Origin of the sequence: Oceanobacillus sp. J11TS1 (assembly GCF_018333215.1) — a bacterium.
In the GTDB taxonomy this organism is placed as follows: domain Bacteria; phylum Bacillota; class Bacilli; order Bacillales; family Amphibacillaceae; genus Oceanobacillus.
Genome location: NZ_BORO01000005.1, coordinates 25,752 through 40,749 on the forward strand (window position 1 = coordinate 25,752; position 14,998 = coordinate 40,749).

The window sequence follows — 14,998 nt, forward strand, 5'->3', positions numbered from 1 at the left end:
GTATGTCGTCTGAAACAATTCCGATACGTGAGGGAGAAGAACTTGACGTAAATAGTGTTGACTTATTTTTAAAGGAAAAAATACAAGATTTACCGGATAGTCCATTAACTATCAAGCAGTTTAGTGCCGGTCGTTCAAATTTGACTTATTTGTTGAAAAAAGGAGATTGGGAAGCAGTATTAAGGCGGCCTCCCTTAGGTCCCATTCCTCCTAGAGCTCATGATATGGAAAGGGAGTTCTCTATTTTAAAGGAGATCCACCCGTTCTTCCCGCCAGCGCCAAAACCATATATTTGCGCGGATAAATCAAACATTATTATGGATAGCCCCTTCTTTATTATGGAAAGAAAACATGGAATTGTACTGGATGAAAAATTTCCAAAACATGTTAAACCAACGGAACAGTTAGGTAGAAAAATATCAGAGAAAGCAGTTGATACTTTAGTAGCTTTGCATGCAATTGACTATACCCAAACGAAGTTAAAGGATATGACGATGCCTAAGGGGTTTATGGAAAGACAAGTGACGGGTTGGGTAAAGCGCTATGAAAGGGTAAAGACAGAGGAAGTAAAAGGCGTAGAAATACTGAAAGCCTGGATGATCAATAATATTCCGATATCATCCACGCCAACAATTATTCATTATGATTATAAGTTAAATAACTTAATGTTCAACGAAGACTTTAGTGATATTATTGGTTTATTTGACTGGGAGATGACAACAGTTGGCGACCCTTTAGCTGACTTGGGGGTGGCGATGAGTTATTGGAGGGAAGCAAACGATTCTGATCTTCTAAAAAAGGGATTCGATGATGATCCTGTTACAACATACCCTGGTTTTATGACTAGAAATGAATTTATGAATGCCTATGCAAGCAAGAGCGGAAGAAATGTACACAACATGGATTTTTATTTAACTTTCTCTTATTTTAAATTAGCAGTAATATGCCAGCAAATCTACTATCGTTGGAAAATAGGTCAAACGAAAGATTCAAGATTTCAAGAGTTAAATGACTATGTAAATAATTTAATTCAACATTCATTAGAGATGGCTTTAAAGTCAAATATTGGATCATAGGATGAATCGTTTTTAATAAAGAAGAGTGAACAATCATTTAGTTGAAGTTATTCAAAAATCCCACTGGAAATGACGATGCGTTAGCTTGTTTTTCCACGGCGGCTTTAGCCGACTTCGTCCTTTTTACCGGACGTTCAGAGCACGCACTAATAAGTAATGAAGCTATTCTTTTTGTGATTATTTGATGTTCTGGAAGATCTTTCAGTGCAAATTGGAAGCACATTTCCAGAAGAGAAGATGGAATGATTCTACAATAAAGGAGTTGGTAGTAAGACATGAAAAAATGTCGGCTATGGTTAACGAAGGAAGAGATTGAACCAGAAATATTAAAGGGATCAACGGTAGTTGTCATCGATGTTCTTTTAGCAACAACGACTCTGCTGACAATTATAGAAAGAGGTGCTAGAAGGGTCTTCCCGGTAGAAAGCATTGAGGATGCAAAGCGATTACATGAAGAATTAGGCGAATCTTCTATCACTGGTGGAGAACAGCGTGGATTACCAATAGAAGGATTTACGCGTGGACACTTGCCAGAAGATTATCCTGCTGAATATGTAAAAGGTAAAGATGTGATCTTTTTAACTACAAATGGTACAAAGGCTATTTGTAGAGCGAAGAATGCTGATAAAGTATTGATAGCAAATTTAAGAAATGCACCATCTGTAGCTAAATATTTAAATACGTTAGAAGAGGAAGAAGTAAATATTATTTGTGCAGGGTCTGGCGGACATTTCTCTCTTGAAGACTTCTTATGCGCAAGTGTGATTATATCCGAAATGAACTTAGATAATGCTAAATATAATGATGCGGTTCGAATTGCTTTGGAACAACGATTCGACAATAAGGATAAGATTTATAAAGCTTTAGAAACAAGTAGAGTTGGTCGCGCTAGTCTAAGAAAAGGAATGGAAGAGCTCCTACGGTTTACTGGCGATGTTGGGGCATCAAATCAGATTGCGTTTGTTCAGGAGAGTGAATTAGTAGTATTACGTTAGTTATTTTATACGTGTGTTCTTTTTTGATATATTTTCAGATTATTCGTCAAATATATAAAATTTCGTATTATGAGCTGGCGTATTTTCTGAAAGGTCTTCTTTTGGAGGGAGAATTATATAAGAAGATTAAAAGTAAGCAATTTAGGAAAGTCGACAGATATATAAATTGTAAGATGATCCAAGACCCATTGCATGCCAATAAAGCCTTGTTTGAAGAAGAGGCAAATTCGATGAACTTTTTTGGTATTTTACATCTACTGATTTTAAATTAGCAGTTCTTTTTCATTGAATATATTTTATGTGGAAAAACAGGAAGAGGTCGAAAGGTTTAACAACCATCTAATTTAGGATGCATTTGAGATGGCTGGTAAGCGTTAATAAAATAAAAAGGATTGGAGCGAGGTAAATGGAATCAACAAAAACGAAACATTTATTGGTAGAAGTAAAAAAAGGGGTAATGCAACTCACCCTAAATCGACCGGAAAGTCTAAACGCATTTAGTCCGGATATGATTAGTGGTCTAAAAGAAGCGATAAAACAAGCTAAAGAGAATGAGAAGATTCGTGTAGTTTTGCTTACAGGTGCGGGTCGTGCGTTTAGTGCCGGTGGAGATGTTAAAGGTATGGGGAAAAAGGAACCTATAGGGACATATGACCATATCGGAAAACTAAATGAATTAATTCTTTCTATGAAAGATTTGGAGAAACCGATTATAGCAGCTGTTCATGGATATGCTGCGGGTGCAGGTTTTAATTTAGCCTTGGCATGTGACCTTATTCTAGCAGCAGATGATAGTAAATTTATTATGAGTTTTTCAAATGTGGGTTTAATCTCTGATGGCGGGGGATTATATTTCCTTCCAAGATTAGTAGGAGCCTATCGAGCAAAAGAATTATTCTTTAAGGCAGAACCGTTAAACGTGGAAGAAGCACATTCTTTAGGAATAGTAAATCAAGTCTACCCATCAGATGAATTTCAGGCCAGTGTTGCTTTATACGCTGAGAAAATCTCTTCTGGACCCTCGACAGCGTATGGGTTTATAAAAAAAATCGTAAATCAATCATTTCATTCTAGTTTGGAGGACATTCTTGAGCAGGAACGGGTTACACAAGCTACATTGGTTACAACTGATGATCATTATGAAGGAGTAACTGCATTTAAAGAAAAGAGAAAGCCCAACTTTTAATAATAAGTAAATATCTCTGTTGCTCTATTTTTGAAGCGGATCTAAATTCCTGTAAAAATATTATTAATAATATTATAGAGAACGTGAATAGATTTTAACAATTAAATGTAATCGCTTCCGTTAGTGACAGGGCGTTGTTAAAAGTAGAATTTATTATCAAATAGTTCGTAAAAATATGGAGGTGAAATAAGTTATGGAGATCCTAATTCAGCAACTTTTTAACGGCCTAACAATAGGCAGTATTTATAGTTTAGTTGCATTAGGTTTAACCCTCGTATACGGAATATTGCATATTCCTAATTTTGCTCACGGTGCAATTTATATGATCGGTGGTTATATTACATTGACTATGATGACGTATGTTGGGGTTAACTATTGGATTTCTATTGCTGTGAGTATTATTGTTGTCGGGGTTCTTAGTGTGTTAATGGAGAGACTTGTGTTCCATCCATTAAGAAATACGATAATAATTAATAATAAAATCGCTGCGATCGGAATTTTATTATTTTTAGAAGCATTAGCCCAATTGATATGGGGGGCGGATTTTCGCCAAATGTCTTCACCCTATAACCAAGTCCTGAATCTATTTGGTGTCACTTTTACAGTGCAAAGACTCCTGATAATTGTTGCAGCAATAGTTGTAATGGTTTTACTATATCTTTTCTTGAAAAAGACTTTTATTGGTAGAACGATTATTGCGATGTCCCAAAATCGGGAAGGTGCATTTTTAGTTGGGATAAATGCTAATAAGGTAGCCATGTTAACTTTCTTTGTTGCTGGTGCTTTAGCTGCTATCGCGGCATCACTGACATCACCTATTAATCTCGTATTTCCGGGTATGGGTCACCTTGTAATACTTAAAGCCTTTGTCATTATCATCATTGGTGGAATGGGTAGCATACCTGGAGCAATATTAGGTGGTTATTTACTAGGATTTACTGAGAGTATTGGAGCAACTTATATATCCGGGGATTACAAGGACATCATTGCTTTTATACTGCTCATCATCATTTTAACAATTAAACCGAATGGGATATTTGCAAAGGGGGAGCATTAAATGCCAAAGAAATTTGAAAAATATATTGTCATTTTCTTTATCGTATTGGCAATAATCTTCCCGCTAATTACTCAAAATGATTATTATATTCATATCATGACTTTAGCGTTTATATGGAGCATTGCGGTTTATGGTTTAAATTTGTTGGCAGGTTATACTGGATACTTATCACTTGCGCATGCAGGATTCTTTGCAATTGGTGCGTATGCTGTAGGATTATTAACCGTAAAAATAGAAATGGGATTTTGGGTTGCTTTTATTCTAGCTCCAATTATTACAGCTGTTATTGGTTTTTTTATAGGTATCATTTCACTTAGAACGAAGGAGCACTATTTTGCAATCTATACGCTGTGTGTAGGGTACGTAATCTATTTAATTATTGATAAGTGGGACAGCTTAACAGAAGGTGTTCGTGGTTTGATGGGAATACCTGCTCCAGCAAATATTGGGCCCATTTCATTTACTACACCATTATCACAATATTATCTTGTATTAGCGATATTGCTACTCGTCATTTTTATTATTTATCGCATAATTAATTCCTTGGTTGGTAGAACGTTTATCGCTATTCGAAATAGTGAACCGCTCGCACTTTCTTTAGGAATCTCTACAATTAAAAATAAATTACTGTCATTTGTGCTTTCCACCTTTTTTGCAGGGTTAGCAGGAGCACTCTACGCAAGTTTTGTTCGCTTTTTAGGGCCAGATATAGCATCGACTGCGATCACATTTGATTTATTAATGTATTTAATTGTAGGAGGAATTGGCACACTCTTTGGACCGATTGTCGGAACTACCCTTATCGTATGGATTTCACAGAACCTGCAGTTCTTACAAGATTATCGAATGCTCATATTCGGTCCTTTATTAACGATACTAATTATCTTTGCACCTAGAGGGATAATGGGCATTATTGGTGATTGGAAAGTAAAATCTAGTGAAAAGAAAAGAAATAAAGAAGCACAGAAATCCCAATCCGAGTTAAAAAAAGAGGCGTAGGAAGGTGAGAAAATGTATTTAGCGACAAAACAATTAACCAAACAATTTGGGGGGCTTCATGCAGTGAATGAAGTTGATTTCACTGTCGAAAAGGGTAAAATTAATGCAATTATCGGTCCCAATGGTGCTGGTAAGTCAACGTTCTTTAATTTGATAAGCGGGGTACACAAACCAAGCTCTGGACAAGTGATTTTTAAAAATGTGGATATCTCTAATCTCCCCTCCAACAAAATAGCAAAACTAGGTGTGGCGCGAACATTTCAAACGACAAATCTGTTTGAAAAGTCAACGGTTTTTGAGAATGTTATTGTCGGTCATCGTCTAAGAACGAACTCAAATCTCTTTGACGCCATTTTTAGAACAAAACGATTACAGCAGGAAGAAGAAAGATCGAAAGAAAAGGCGCTTGAGGTGTTAGATTTTGTCGGGTTAACGAAGTCTGCTGAGAGAGTAGTTGCAAATATCTCTCAAGAGGAGAAAAAAAGAGTTGCCTTTGCGCTTGCATTAGCAACTAATCCAGAAATCGTATTTCTTGACGAACCTACTGCTGGAGTGAACCCAGATGAAACGGAGGAGCTATCTTCGTTGATTGTTAAGATGAAGGAAAGAGGAATTACCGTGTGTCTCATCGAGCATAAAATGCAAATGATCATGGAAATGGCCGATAAGATTATGGTTTTAAACTATGGTAAGAAAATTGCTGAAGGTACGCCTAATGAAATAAATAATAATGAACAAGTAATCGAAGCATATTTAGGGAGGAGTGCTAGTGCTTAGTTTAAAGAATGTAACCGTTAAATACGGAGCCTATGCTGCAGTTCACGAGGTGAATATTAAAGTCGAGCAAGGACAGATTGTTGTATTATTGGGTGCGAATGGAGCAGGGAAAAGTACAACATTTCGTGCTATTAGTGGTTTAAGTAAACCAGCGTCAGGAGAGATATTATTTGAAGAAAAATCTATAAGTGGAATTTCACCAGATAAGATTGTCCAATCAGGAATTGTTCAATGTGCTGAGGATAGAAAACTATTTCCGCAAATGACTGTTCAGGAGAACTTGGTCATGGGTGCTTATGTACAACGGAAAAACAAAAAAAAGATGAAGCAGACGATGGATGAAGTCTTTGAATTATTTCCAATACTTTATGAAAAAAGAAATGATCAAGCTGGTTCTATGAGTGGTGGGCAACAACAGATGCTAGCTATCGGAAGATCATTAATGTCTAAGCCAAAATTAATGCTGCTTGATGAGCCTTCAATTGGCTTAGCGCCATTAATTGTTGAACAGATGTTTGAAAGTATACAATTAATTAATAAAGAAGGTACCACGATTCTTCTAGCAGAACAAAATGCAAACGCTGCATTAAACATAGCGGATAAAGGGTATGTGTATGAGAATGGAAAAATTGTAGTGCAAGGGAGCTCAAAGGAGTTATTTTCAAATGAGGAAGTTAGAAAGGCTTATATTGGTGCATAAAAATTCCGTCTTTATACACTTGCGGAAGATTGAAAATTTTAAATTTAATGATAAGAATGGAGGTAAGAATATGAGAAAAAGCAAAATCATCATGCTAATGTTTATAACATTACTTGCTGTTAGCCTGGCTGGCTGTATCGACGGCAGTGGAAAAACCGAAGAAAGTGAAGGAAGTACAGGAAGTACAGGTGGAGAGAATGTTGTCAATATTGGTTATAGCGGGCCATTAAGTGGGGCAGCTGCTTACTATGGGGAGAATACATTAAATGGTTTAAAGATGGCAGCAGAAGAAATTAATGAAACGGGATTTGAGGTGGATGGGGAGACATATAAATTAAACATTATTGGTCTTGACGATAAATATTTACCTAATGAAACAGCTGCCAATGCAAGAAGGTTAGTTCAAGAAAATAATACACCGATTATTTTCACACCTCATAGCGGTGGGATATACGCCCTTCAAGTATTTAATGAGCAAGAAAACTTCCTTATAGGAGCTTATTCAAGCGAACCAGCTATAACAGAAGGAGGGAATTCGTTAACTGTTAGAATACCACCGAGTTATCATGGTTATGTAGAGCCATTCACGGAATATTCGATGGAACGATTTGGAAAGAAACTTGCAGCTATCCCACCAGTAACGCAGTATGGTCAAGATTGGGCAGAAGAATTAATCCCACATTGGGAAGAACAGGGAGGAGAAGTTGTTTACGAATCATATGTGGATTTTTCTAAGGATACCGATTTCTTTACACTTTTAACAAATGCTTTAGAGGGAGATCCAGATGTGCTTTTTATCGGTGGACCTTCCGAGCCAACAGCAAATATTGCTATGCAGGCTAGAGAGTTAGGGTTTGAAGGCGGGTTTATTATTATGGATCAAGCGAAATTAGATGAAATGAAGAATATAACTGAAATCTTTGAACCATTAGAAGGGTCAATTGGTACCGTACCATTAATTTATTCAGACTATCCTGGAACAGATGAATTTGTTGAAAAATATAGAGAAAAATTTGGGAAAGATCCCGGATCTGAGGCAGGATTCCATTATGTTTCCATGTACATCTTTGTAGAGGCAATGAAAGCTGCCGGAAATGTTGAGGATGCTAAAGTAATTCACGAAAATATTCAAGCGGGTTTAGACGCTTTGCCTGACGATAAAAAGGTGTATGAAATTCCAAGTATAGATGAAAATGGCGCATTTGAAATTCCTACAAGAATTAGTACGGTTGAGGATGGAGAGATAGTTTCTACTGATATAAAATAATTTCGGTATGAAGTATAGAAAGAAAAGTCAGTGGATATATACTGGCTTTTCGCTTCTTTGCAAGTGTTCTACGTGTTTAAACGGATTATGTTTTAGAAGAATTAATTATAAACGATAAGCTCTACAAAGAAGGAGAGATAATATGTTTACACGACATTTTGAACATTGGCCTAGACTGCCGAAAACACTCGTTGTCCCAGAAACAACAGTCTATCAAAATCTTGAAGTTAGTGCACAAAGATACCCGAATCAACGAGCTATTCATTATTATGGGAACGATCTCTCTTATAAACAGTTAGATGAAGAGGTAAATGTAATGGCAGGATATTTGCAAAAAAGGTTAGGAATAAAGAGAGGAGAAAAGGTGCTTTTATTTATGCAAAACTCTCCGCAATTTGTAATAGCGTATTATGCTATTTTAAGAGCCGATGCCGTAGTAGTACCAATAAATTCCATGCTCAAGGGAGAGGAACTTGAATTTTACGTAAATGATTGTGAAATTAGAAATGCTATTATTGGCCAAGAATTGTATGATCGTATAAGTCCGTTAATTGAAACTACCTCACTGGAAGAAATTATTATTGTTGCTTATTCGGAGTATATGGGAACAGATTTTAATGGCGCTGTTCCAGCTGAGGCACGAGAAGAAAAGAAGCTATTTTTCCAATCACATCTTCATCCATGGAAAGAATGTATTGAAGCGAGGTTGTTGCCAGATGACCATGTTACAGGGCCTGATGATTTGATTGTTCTCCCGTATACCTCAGGAACAACCGGCCTGCCAAAGGGTTGTATGCATACAAATAAAACTGTTCAAGCAAATACCTTTGGAGGTTTTTATTGGGCTAGAGGTACAGCTAGTAATGTGCATCTAGCGACTTTGCCGTTTTTCCATGTGACAGGAATGGTTAATAGCATGCATGCGCCTATATTAAGTGGCAGTACGATAGTAATCTTAACGAGATGGAATCGAGATACTGCTGTAGAGCTTATTGAAAGCCAGAAATGTACGAATTGGATAACAATAAGTACGATGCTTGTTGACTTTTTGGCAAATCCAGATTTAGATCCGAAGCAAATTTCATCTTTAACGTCTATTTCCGGTGGAGGAGCTGCGCTGCCGGAAGCAGTGGGTGAAAAGCTTTATAAACTCACTGGTTTAAAATTTTTAGAAGGCTATGGACTTTCTGAAACAATAGCGCAAACCCATTCAAATCCAGTAGACCGTCCGAAGATGCAGTGTTTAGGTATTCCTTCCTTTGATGTGGATTCTAGAATAATTGACCCTTTAACACATAAAGAATTAAGTGCAGGAGAAGTAGGAGAAATTGTTGTTCGCGGACCCCAGATAATGGTTGGCTATTATAATCGAGAAAAGGAAAATGAAAGCGCCTTTATCGAAATTGAAGGGCAAAGGTTTTTCCGAACTGGAGACATTGGACGATTTGATGAGGAAGGTTACTTCTTTATAGTTGATCGCGTGAAGCGAATGATTAATGCATCAGGTTTTAAAGTCTGGCCAACGGAGATTGAATCCTTTCTCTATAAACATCCAGCTGTTCAACAGGCATGTGTAGTTGGTGTTCCAGATCCTAGAAGAGGAGAAACGATTAAAGCATTTATTATTTTAAATGATGATTATAAAGGAAAAATCAGTGACAAAGAAATTATTGAATGGTCAAAAGAAAGAATGGCTTCCTATAAATATCCACGCATCATTGAATTTAGAGAAACATTGCCAACAACATCTAGCGGGAAAATATTATGGCGGAAACTTCAGCATAGTGAATGGGAAAAGGCACAATCCTAGAACAGGATATGGAGCGAAAATAAGTTAGTTTCTTTATATAAAATATAGGTTCGGGTGCCGGAATGATAATTTGTTCATTTCCAGCATTTCACCAGTTGCTTCATTCTTTTTTGTAGGAATAAAAAGCAAAGAGGTCTGCATTGCTTTTTATTCCTACTACATTACGCTTTGAAAGCGAAATTAAAATGGGTTCGTGGCCCACTGAGCGGATTGTTTAATAAAAATACGCTGATTTAATTTTAATTGTGCTACCATATATTCCGCAATATCCTCAGGCTGCATATACTTATCTTCATTTTTGTCTTCTAATGCATCGCCAAATGCCAATTCGGTGGCAACTAAACTTGGGTTCATTGTAAATACACGTATATTTTCTCTGCGCACTTCTTGCATGAGGGCTTCAGACATCCCTTGGATAGCGAATTTAGAAGCGCTATAAGCAGTCGAACCTGCTGTTGCTTTTAATCCGTTACTAGAAGAAATATTAATAATGTCACCTTTCTTCTTGCTCACTAGATGTGGCAGCACTTCTTTTATCATATGATAAGTTCCAAATACATTCACTTCAAAAATATGTTTCCAGGTTTCCTCATCCATGTCTTGCAAGTTGCCGTAATCACTGATTGCTGCATTATTTATTAAAATGTCAGCTTTACCTAGTTTCTGTTCAAACGTCTGGATAGCTTCTCTCACTTGCTCATGCTGAGAAATATCTGCTTTGCAGGCAACAACGTTTACACCAAATGTTTCTAATTCTTTCTGAACTTCATCCAGCTTTTCTTTCCGCCTTGCAATTAAACCGAGATGAATGCTTTCTTTTGCAAATTGATGTGCAGTCGCTCTGCCAATACCACTGCTTGCCCCAGTTATATACGCAATTTTACCTCTGATTTCTTGTCCCATTTTCTAATCTCCCTTCGTTTATCCAATTTAGTTCTAGTATAGATGAGAATTCAATCAAACAACAAAAAAGATGCTTTAGCTTCTATTCTATTTACAGTCTAAAAACCGAAGATTAAAAAAGTATGAAACGAGGCTGTTATGGAAATCCTAAAGGTATTATTGTAACTTGGAGGGAAGCAATATGAAGCGTCTAATTTTATTAACGATTGCAGTACTTATTGGAAATATGTTATTTACCCATTCCACTGTGTCAGCGAATGAGGAAAATAAAGAAAAAGCACCATTAGCTGATAATGCTTTATCTGGTGTTTTAATTGAACAGAATACAGGAAAGGTATTATTTGACAAAGATGCGCATGAACAATTGCCGCCAGCTAGCATGACTAAAATAATGACCTTGCTTCTAATTATGGAAGCTTTAGAAGAAGGGAAGATATCCAAGGAAGAGATGGTTGTAGTGAGTGAATATGCAGCTTCTATGGGTGGATCCCAAGTATTTTTAGAAGCTGGGGAAGAAATGTCTGTAGATGATTTAATTAAAGGTATAGCGATTGCTTCTGGGAATGATGCAAGTGTGGCGATGGCAGAAACGATTGCTGGAACAGAAGAAGAATTTGTTCAAAAAATGAATGAAAAAGCGGAACAACTTCAATTAAAAGATACTCATTTTAAAAATACCACAGGGCTTCCTGCTGACAACCATTATAGTAGTGCCTATGACATGGCAGTGATGACAAGAGAATTATTAAAGTATGAAGATATTACAAATTATACTTCTATTTATGAAGATTATTTACGTCAGGGAGAAGATAATGAATTTTGGCTCGTGAATACGAATAAGTTGATTCGTTCTTACCCAGGTGCAGATGGGATGAAGACAGGATATACAAGTGAAGCGAAGTATTGCCTAACAGCTACTGCGAAGCGGGATGATATGCGAGTCATCGCAGTTGTCATGGGAGCAGAAACACCTAAAGAACGAAACAAAATGGTATCTGGATTACTAGATTATGGTTTCCAGAGTTATCAGACGAAACAGCTTTTTGGGAAAGAAGAAAAAGTGATGGAGCTGGAAAAAATTAAAGCAGATCCATATCATTTTGACATTGTTACCAAATCAAGTGTTCATAGTTTGCATAAGAAAGGCGAGGAAGAATCAGCTATTACAACAGAGATTTCCCTTCAGGAAGATTGGAAATTTCCTATCAAAAAAGGGGCTGTTGTTGGAGAACTGATTGTGAAGGAAAATGAGCAGACTATATACACCACACCGCTAATCGTGAATGAAGATATTACCGAAGCATCTATTACAACATTAACAAAACGGGCATTGCAAAAAATGGTGAATTCGGCTGATTAACACGTATTTCCACTTCTTTTGTCGACAAGCAGGAAATAGTAATTTGTATAGAGAATACTTCTATTCAGAGAGTAACTATTTTCACAACAAAGAGGAGGAGCATTGCACATGGGATTACAAACTAAGTTCGAAGTAAGAGGCGATGTGTTGATTGTACGCATGCAAGGTGAATTAGATCACCATGAAGCGGAAGGGTTGAGGGATACATGGAAGGATTGGATCTATTTGCATTCTATTAAGCATATCATCCTGAATTTAAAAGGAGTAAGCTTCATGGATAGTTCTGGTCTAGGTGTCGTTTTAGGACGTTACAAAGAAATTGTTCAATTAGGGGGAGAAATGGTTCTTTGTTCTGTAGCGCCGTCGTTACATCGTCTTTTTGATATGTCTGGTTTTTTCAAGATTATTCGTTTAGAGGAAAATGAAGAACGCGCATTACAAGGTTTGGGGGTGACATCATGAGAAATGAAATGTCTTTTTCGTTTTCTAGCGTGAGTGAAAATGAAGCATTTGCTCGTGTTGCTGTAGCTTCATTTGTCACACAGCTAGATCCAACCATGGAGGAATTAACCGAGATTAAAACGGTTGTATCCGAAGCTGTGACAAATGCAATAATCCATGGATATCATAGTGAACCGCATCATAAAGTCTATATTGATTGTGTGTTATATGATGGGGAAGTGGAGCTGACCATCCGCGATGAAGGGCAAGGAATTTTAAATGTTGATGAAGCAAGGGAACCTTTATTTACATCAAAACCAGAAATGGAACGATCCGGCATGGGTTTTACGATTATAGAAAATTTCATGGATACCGTGGAAGTCATTTCTGCTCCTGAAAATGGGACTTCCGTTTATATGAAAAAGCAATTATCAAAATCAAAAACGGTTTTTAATTAGGAAATCTACTGTGAATATTCATAAAACGGAGGAAAGAGAGCAGCTTTCCAATGAACAGGTAAAGAAAATGATTCGATTAAGTCAATCTGGAGACATCGAAGCAAGAGAAGAACTGATTCGCCGGAATGTTCGGCTGGTGTGGTCTGTTGTCCAACGATTTGTGAACAGAGGATACGATCCAGATGATTTATTTCAAATTGGAAGTATAGGACTGATCAAAGCGGTAGATAAATTTGATCTCTCCTATAACGTGAAATTTTCTACCTATGCCGTTCCAATGATTATTGGGGAGATACAGCGATTTATTCGTGATGATGGCAGTGTAAAGGTAAGCCGTTCATTAAAAGAAATGGGGAATAAGATTCGCCGTAAACGGGAAGAAATGTCTAAAGAATTAGGCAGATCTCCATCAGTTAATGAATTAGCAGAGGCGTTGGATTTAGAGCCAGAAGAAGTCGTCCATGCTCAAGAAGCTGCGAAATCACCTCAGTCTATTCATGAAACAGTCTATGAAAGTGATGGAGATTCCATTACATTATTAGATCAAATTGCAGAACAAGATTCTAGATGGTTTGAAAAATTATCCGTCCAAGAAGCTGTTCGTGCTCTCACTGATCGGGAAAGGCTAATTATTTACTTGCGCTATTATAAGGATCAAACCCAGACAGAAGTAGCGGAAAGACTTGGCATTTCCCAAGTACAAGTCTCCAGACTGGAGAAGAAGATTTTAGAAGATATGAAAAAAAGTATGGATGCCGGATAATAAATAGAGCTTATTTGTGTATAAAACACAGGTAAGCTTTTTTATTGTCGTTTTTCTAAGCTGATTTGTCTTTAGGCTTATAATTTATTTTCTTTTAACAAATACTATCTGTTAGATAGTTATTGTAAAGGTGGTTTGGTCATGGCAGAACTTGTTTATTTAAGAATGCGGAAAAAAGTAATTCTTGAGCAGTGGCAAGAGCTGCAACTAAAAGATATCGCTTATCTATCTACGCAATCACCAAAAAAAGAAATACTTGAAAACACGATGATTTATCGATTATCTAAAAAAGATAAAAATCTTTTAGTCATTGATAGCTTTTTGGTCCTGGACCACCTCACAAAGGAATATCCAAATCTTGAAATTCAGTTACTCGGACCTGAGCAGTGCCTTATACAAATTGAACCGCGTAAAAAGCCGCCGCATCCATTGATTATTACGTTTGTCTGGCTGCTGTTGTTTACCGGCTCGGCAATGACGATTATGAATTTTCATTATGATGTTAGTATGCAGCCTGTTCAGCAAAAGCTGCATTTTATCCTGACTGGGGAAGAGAATGAATATCCGTTATGGATTCAAATTCCTTATTCCTTAGGTCTTGGATTAGGAACCGTTCTATTTTTTAATCACTGGTTTAAAAAACGATTTAACGAAGAGCCAAGCCCGTTAGAAATTGAGATTTTTAATTATCAACAGGATATGCAGCGATATATTAATACGATGGAAAATGAGATTAATGATCCAAGAAATTCTTCTTAATGTCCTGCAGATTTTTATCGGCTTCAGCGGTGGTGTTGCTGTTGGCGCGGGCTTCGTTGCTTTTATTGCTGTATTAGGGATTATTCCAAGGCTTATTCAATTAAGTAAGACAGAAAAGTATATTAAAGTCTATGGCGCTGCAGTGATTATTGGGTTGTTTATCGGAGCTTATTTCTCCTTTGCTCCTATCTCAACTTCTCAGCCTATTCTTGCTTTAATTCTCTGGGGATTATTTCATGGTATTTTTAATGGAATGCTGGCAGCTGCGTTGACAGAGGTGTTAAATGTTTTCCCCATTTTAACCCGCAGGATCGGTATGGAAAGCTATGTGCTTTTATTTATGATGGCTTTGATGCTGGGCAAGGTGTTTGGTTCTTTATTTCAGTGGATTTATTTTGTGCCGCGCTAAGAATATTTTGACGTAGTAACCATAAAAACAGAAGTGCG

Annotated in this window: 16 protein-coding genes; 15 read left to right on the plus strand and 1 reads right to left on the minus strand. The window is 36.9% G+C overall.

Annotated features, from left to right (window positions below; all coding sequences use genetic code 11):
- Nucleotides 1–2: 2 nt before the first annotated feature.
- The 9 genes from KI343_RS05620 to KI343_RS05660 all read left to right on the plus strand — a co-directional run bounded on the left by KI343_RS05620 (nucleotide 3) and on the right by KI343_RS05660 (nucleotide 9,867).
- Nucleotides 3–1,076 (plus strand): phosphotransferase family protein, encoded by a 1,074-nt coding sequence (locus KI343_RS05620; protein ID WP_212925463.1) that lies wholly within the window; start codon nucleotides 3–5, stop codon nucleotides 1,074–1,076.
- Between the two features lie 275 nt (nucleotides 1,077–1,351).
- A complete protein-coding gene (locus tag KI343_RS05625; protein WP_212925464.1) occupies nucleotides 1,352–2,071 on the plus strand; it encodes a 2-phosphosulfolactate phosphatase in 720 nt (239 codons plus the stop codon).
- Between the two features lie 406 nt (nucleotides 2,072–2,477).
- Nucleotides 2,478–3,257: an enoyl-CoA hydratase/isomerase family protein gene (locus KI343_RS05630; protein ID WP_212925465.1), complete on the plus strand. Its 780-nt coding sequence runs from the start codon at nucleotides 2,478–2,480 to the stop codon at nucleotides 3,255–3,257.
- A gap of 193 nt (nucleotides 3,258–3,450) precedes the next feature.
- Complete coding sequence (locus KI343_RS05635) at nucleotides 3,451–4,314, plus strand: branched-chain amino acid ABC transporter permease (protein WP_212925466.1); 864 nt, start codon at nucleotides 3,451–3,453, stop codon at nucleotides 4,312–4,314.
- A complete protein-coding gene (locus tag KI343_RS05640) occupies nucleotides 4,315–5,313 on the plus strand; it encodes a branched-chain amino acid ABC transporter permease (RefSeq protein WP_212925467.1) in 999 nt (332 codons plus the stop codon).
- 12 nt (nucleotides 5,314–5,325) lie between these two features.
- Nucleotides 5,326–6,090 (plus strand): ABC transporter ATP-binding protein, encoded by a 765-nt coding sequence (locus KI343_RS05645; RefSeq protein WP_212925468.1) that lies wholly within the window; start codon nucleotides 5,326–5,328, stop codon nucleotides 6,088–6,090.
- Nucleotides 6,083–6,790 (plus strand): ABC transporter ATP-binding protein, encoded by a 708-nt coding sequence (locus KI343_RS05650; protein ID WP_212925469.1) that lies wholly within the window; start codon nucleotides 6,083–6,085, stop codon nucleotides 6,788–6,790. The genes KI343_RS05645 and KI343_RS05650 overlap by 8 nt, the downstream gene beginning before the upstream one ends.
- Before the next feature lie 70 nt (nucleotides 6,791–6,860).
- Nucleotides 6,861–8,057, plus strand: a complete 1,197-nt coding sequence (locus KI343_RS05655) for an ABC transporter substrate-binding protein (RefSeq protein WP_212925470.1) — start codon at nucleotides 6,861–6,863, stop codon at nucleotides 8,055–8,057.
- A gap of 142 nt (nucleotides 8,058–8,199) precedes the next feature.
- Entirely contained in the window at nucleotides 8,200–9,867 is a 1,668-nt protein-coding gene (locus KI343_RS05660) for a long-chain fatty acid--CoA ligase (RefSeq protein WP_212925471.1), read from the plus strand.
- Between the two features lie 180 nt (nucleotides 9,868–10,047).
- Here the strand turns inward: KI343_RS05660 and KI343_RS05665 are convergent, their stop codons facing one another.
- Nucleotides 10,048–10,770: a 3-ketoacyl-ACP reductase gene (locus tag KI343_RS05665; protein WP_212925472.1), complete on the minus strand. Its 723-nt coding sequence runs from the start codon at nucleotides 10,768–10,770 to the stop codon at nucleotides 10,048–10,050.
- Nucleotides 10,771–10,951: 181 nt separating this feature from the next.
- Here KI343_RS05665 and KI343_RS05670 point away from each other — a divergent pair, with 181 nt between their 5' ends.
- The 6 genes from KI343_RS05670 (at nucleotide 10,952) to KI343_RS05695 (ending at nucleotide 14,960) form a co-directional block, all read left to right on the plus strand.
- The gene (locus tag KI343_RS05670) at nucleotides 10,952–12,130 is read left to right on the plus strand and encodes a D-alanyl-D-alanine carboxypeptidase family protein (RefSeq protein ID WP_212925473.1); all 1,179 of its coding nucleotides are present in this window, start codon (nucleotides 10,952–10,954) and stop codon (nucleotides 12,128–12,130) included.
- Nucleotides 12,131–12,238: 108 nt separating this feature from the next.
- Nucleotides 12,239–12,592 (plus strand): anti-sigma F factor antagonist, encoded by a 354-nt coding sequence (spoIIAA, locus tag KI343_RS05675; protein WP_212925474.1) that lies wholly within the window; start codon nucleotides 12,239–12,241, stop codon nucleotides 12,590–12,592.
- Complete coding sequence (gene spoIIAB / locus KI343_RS05680; protein WP_212925475.1) at nucleotides 12,589–13,029, plus strand: anti-sigma F factor; 441 nt, start codon at nucleotides 12,589–12,591, stop codon at nucleotides 13,027–13,029. Before spoIIAA ends, spoIIAB begins: the two co-directional genes overlap by 4 nt.
- 10 nt (nucleotides 13,030–13,039) lie before the next feature.
- Nucleotides 13,040–13,792, plus strand: coding sequence for an RNA polymerase sporulation sigma factor SigF (sigF, locus tag KI343_RS05685; protein WP_212925476.1), 753 nt, complete (start codon nucleotides 13,040–13,042; stop codon nucleotides 13,790–13,792).
- Nucleotides 13,793–13,933: 141 nt separating this feature from the next.
- Entirely contained in the window at nucleotides 13,934–14,551 is a 618-nt protein-coding gene (locus KI343_RS05690) for a stage V sporulation protein AA (protein ID WP_212925477.1), read from the plus strand.
- Nucleotides 14,529–14,960 (plus strand): stage V sporulation protein AB, encoded by a 432-nt coding sequence (locus tag KI343_RS05695; RefSeq protein WP_212925478.1) that lies wholly within the window; start codon nucleotides 14,529–14,531, stop codon nucleotides 14,958–14,960. The genes KI343_RS05690 and KI343_RS05695 overlap by 23 nt, the downstream gene beginning before the upstream one ends.
- Nucleotides 14,961–14,998: the final 38 nt, after the last annotated feature.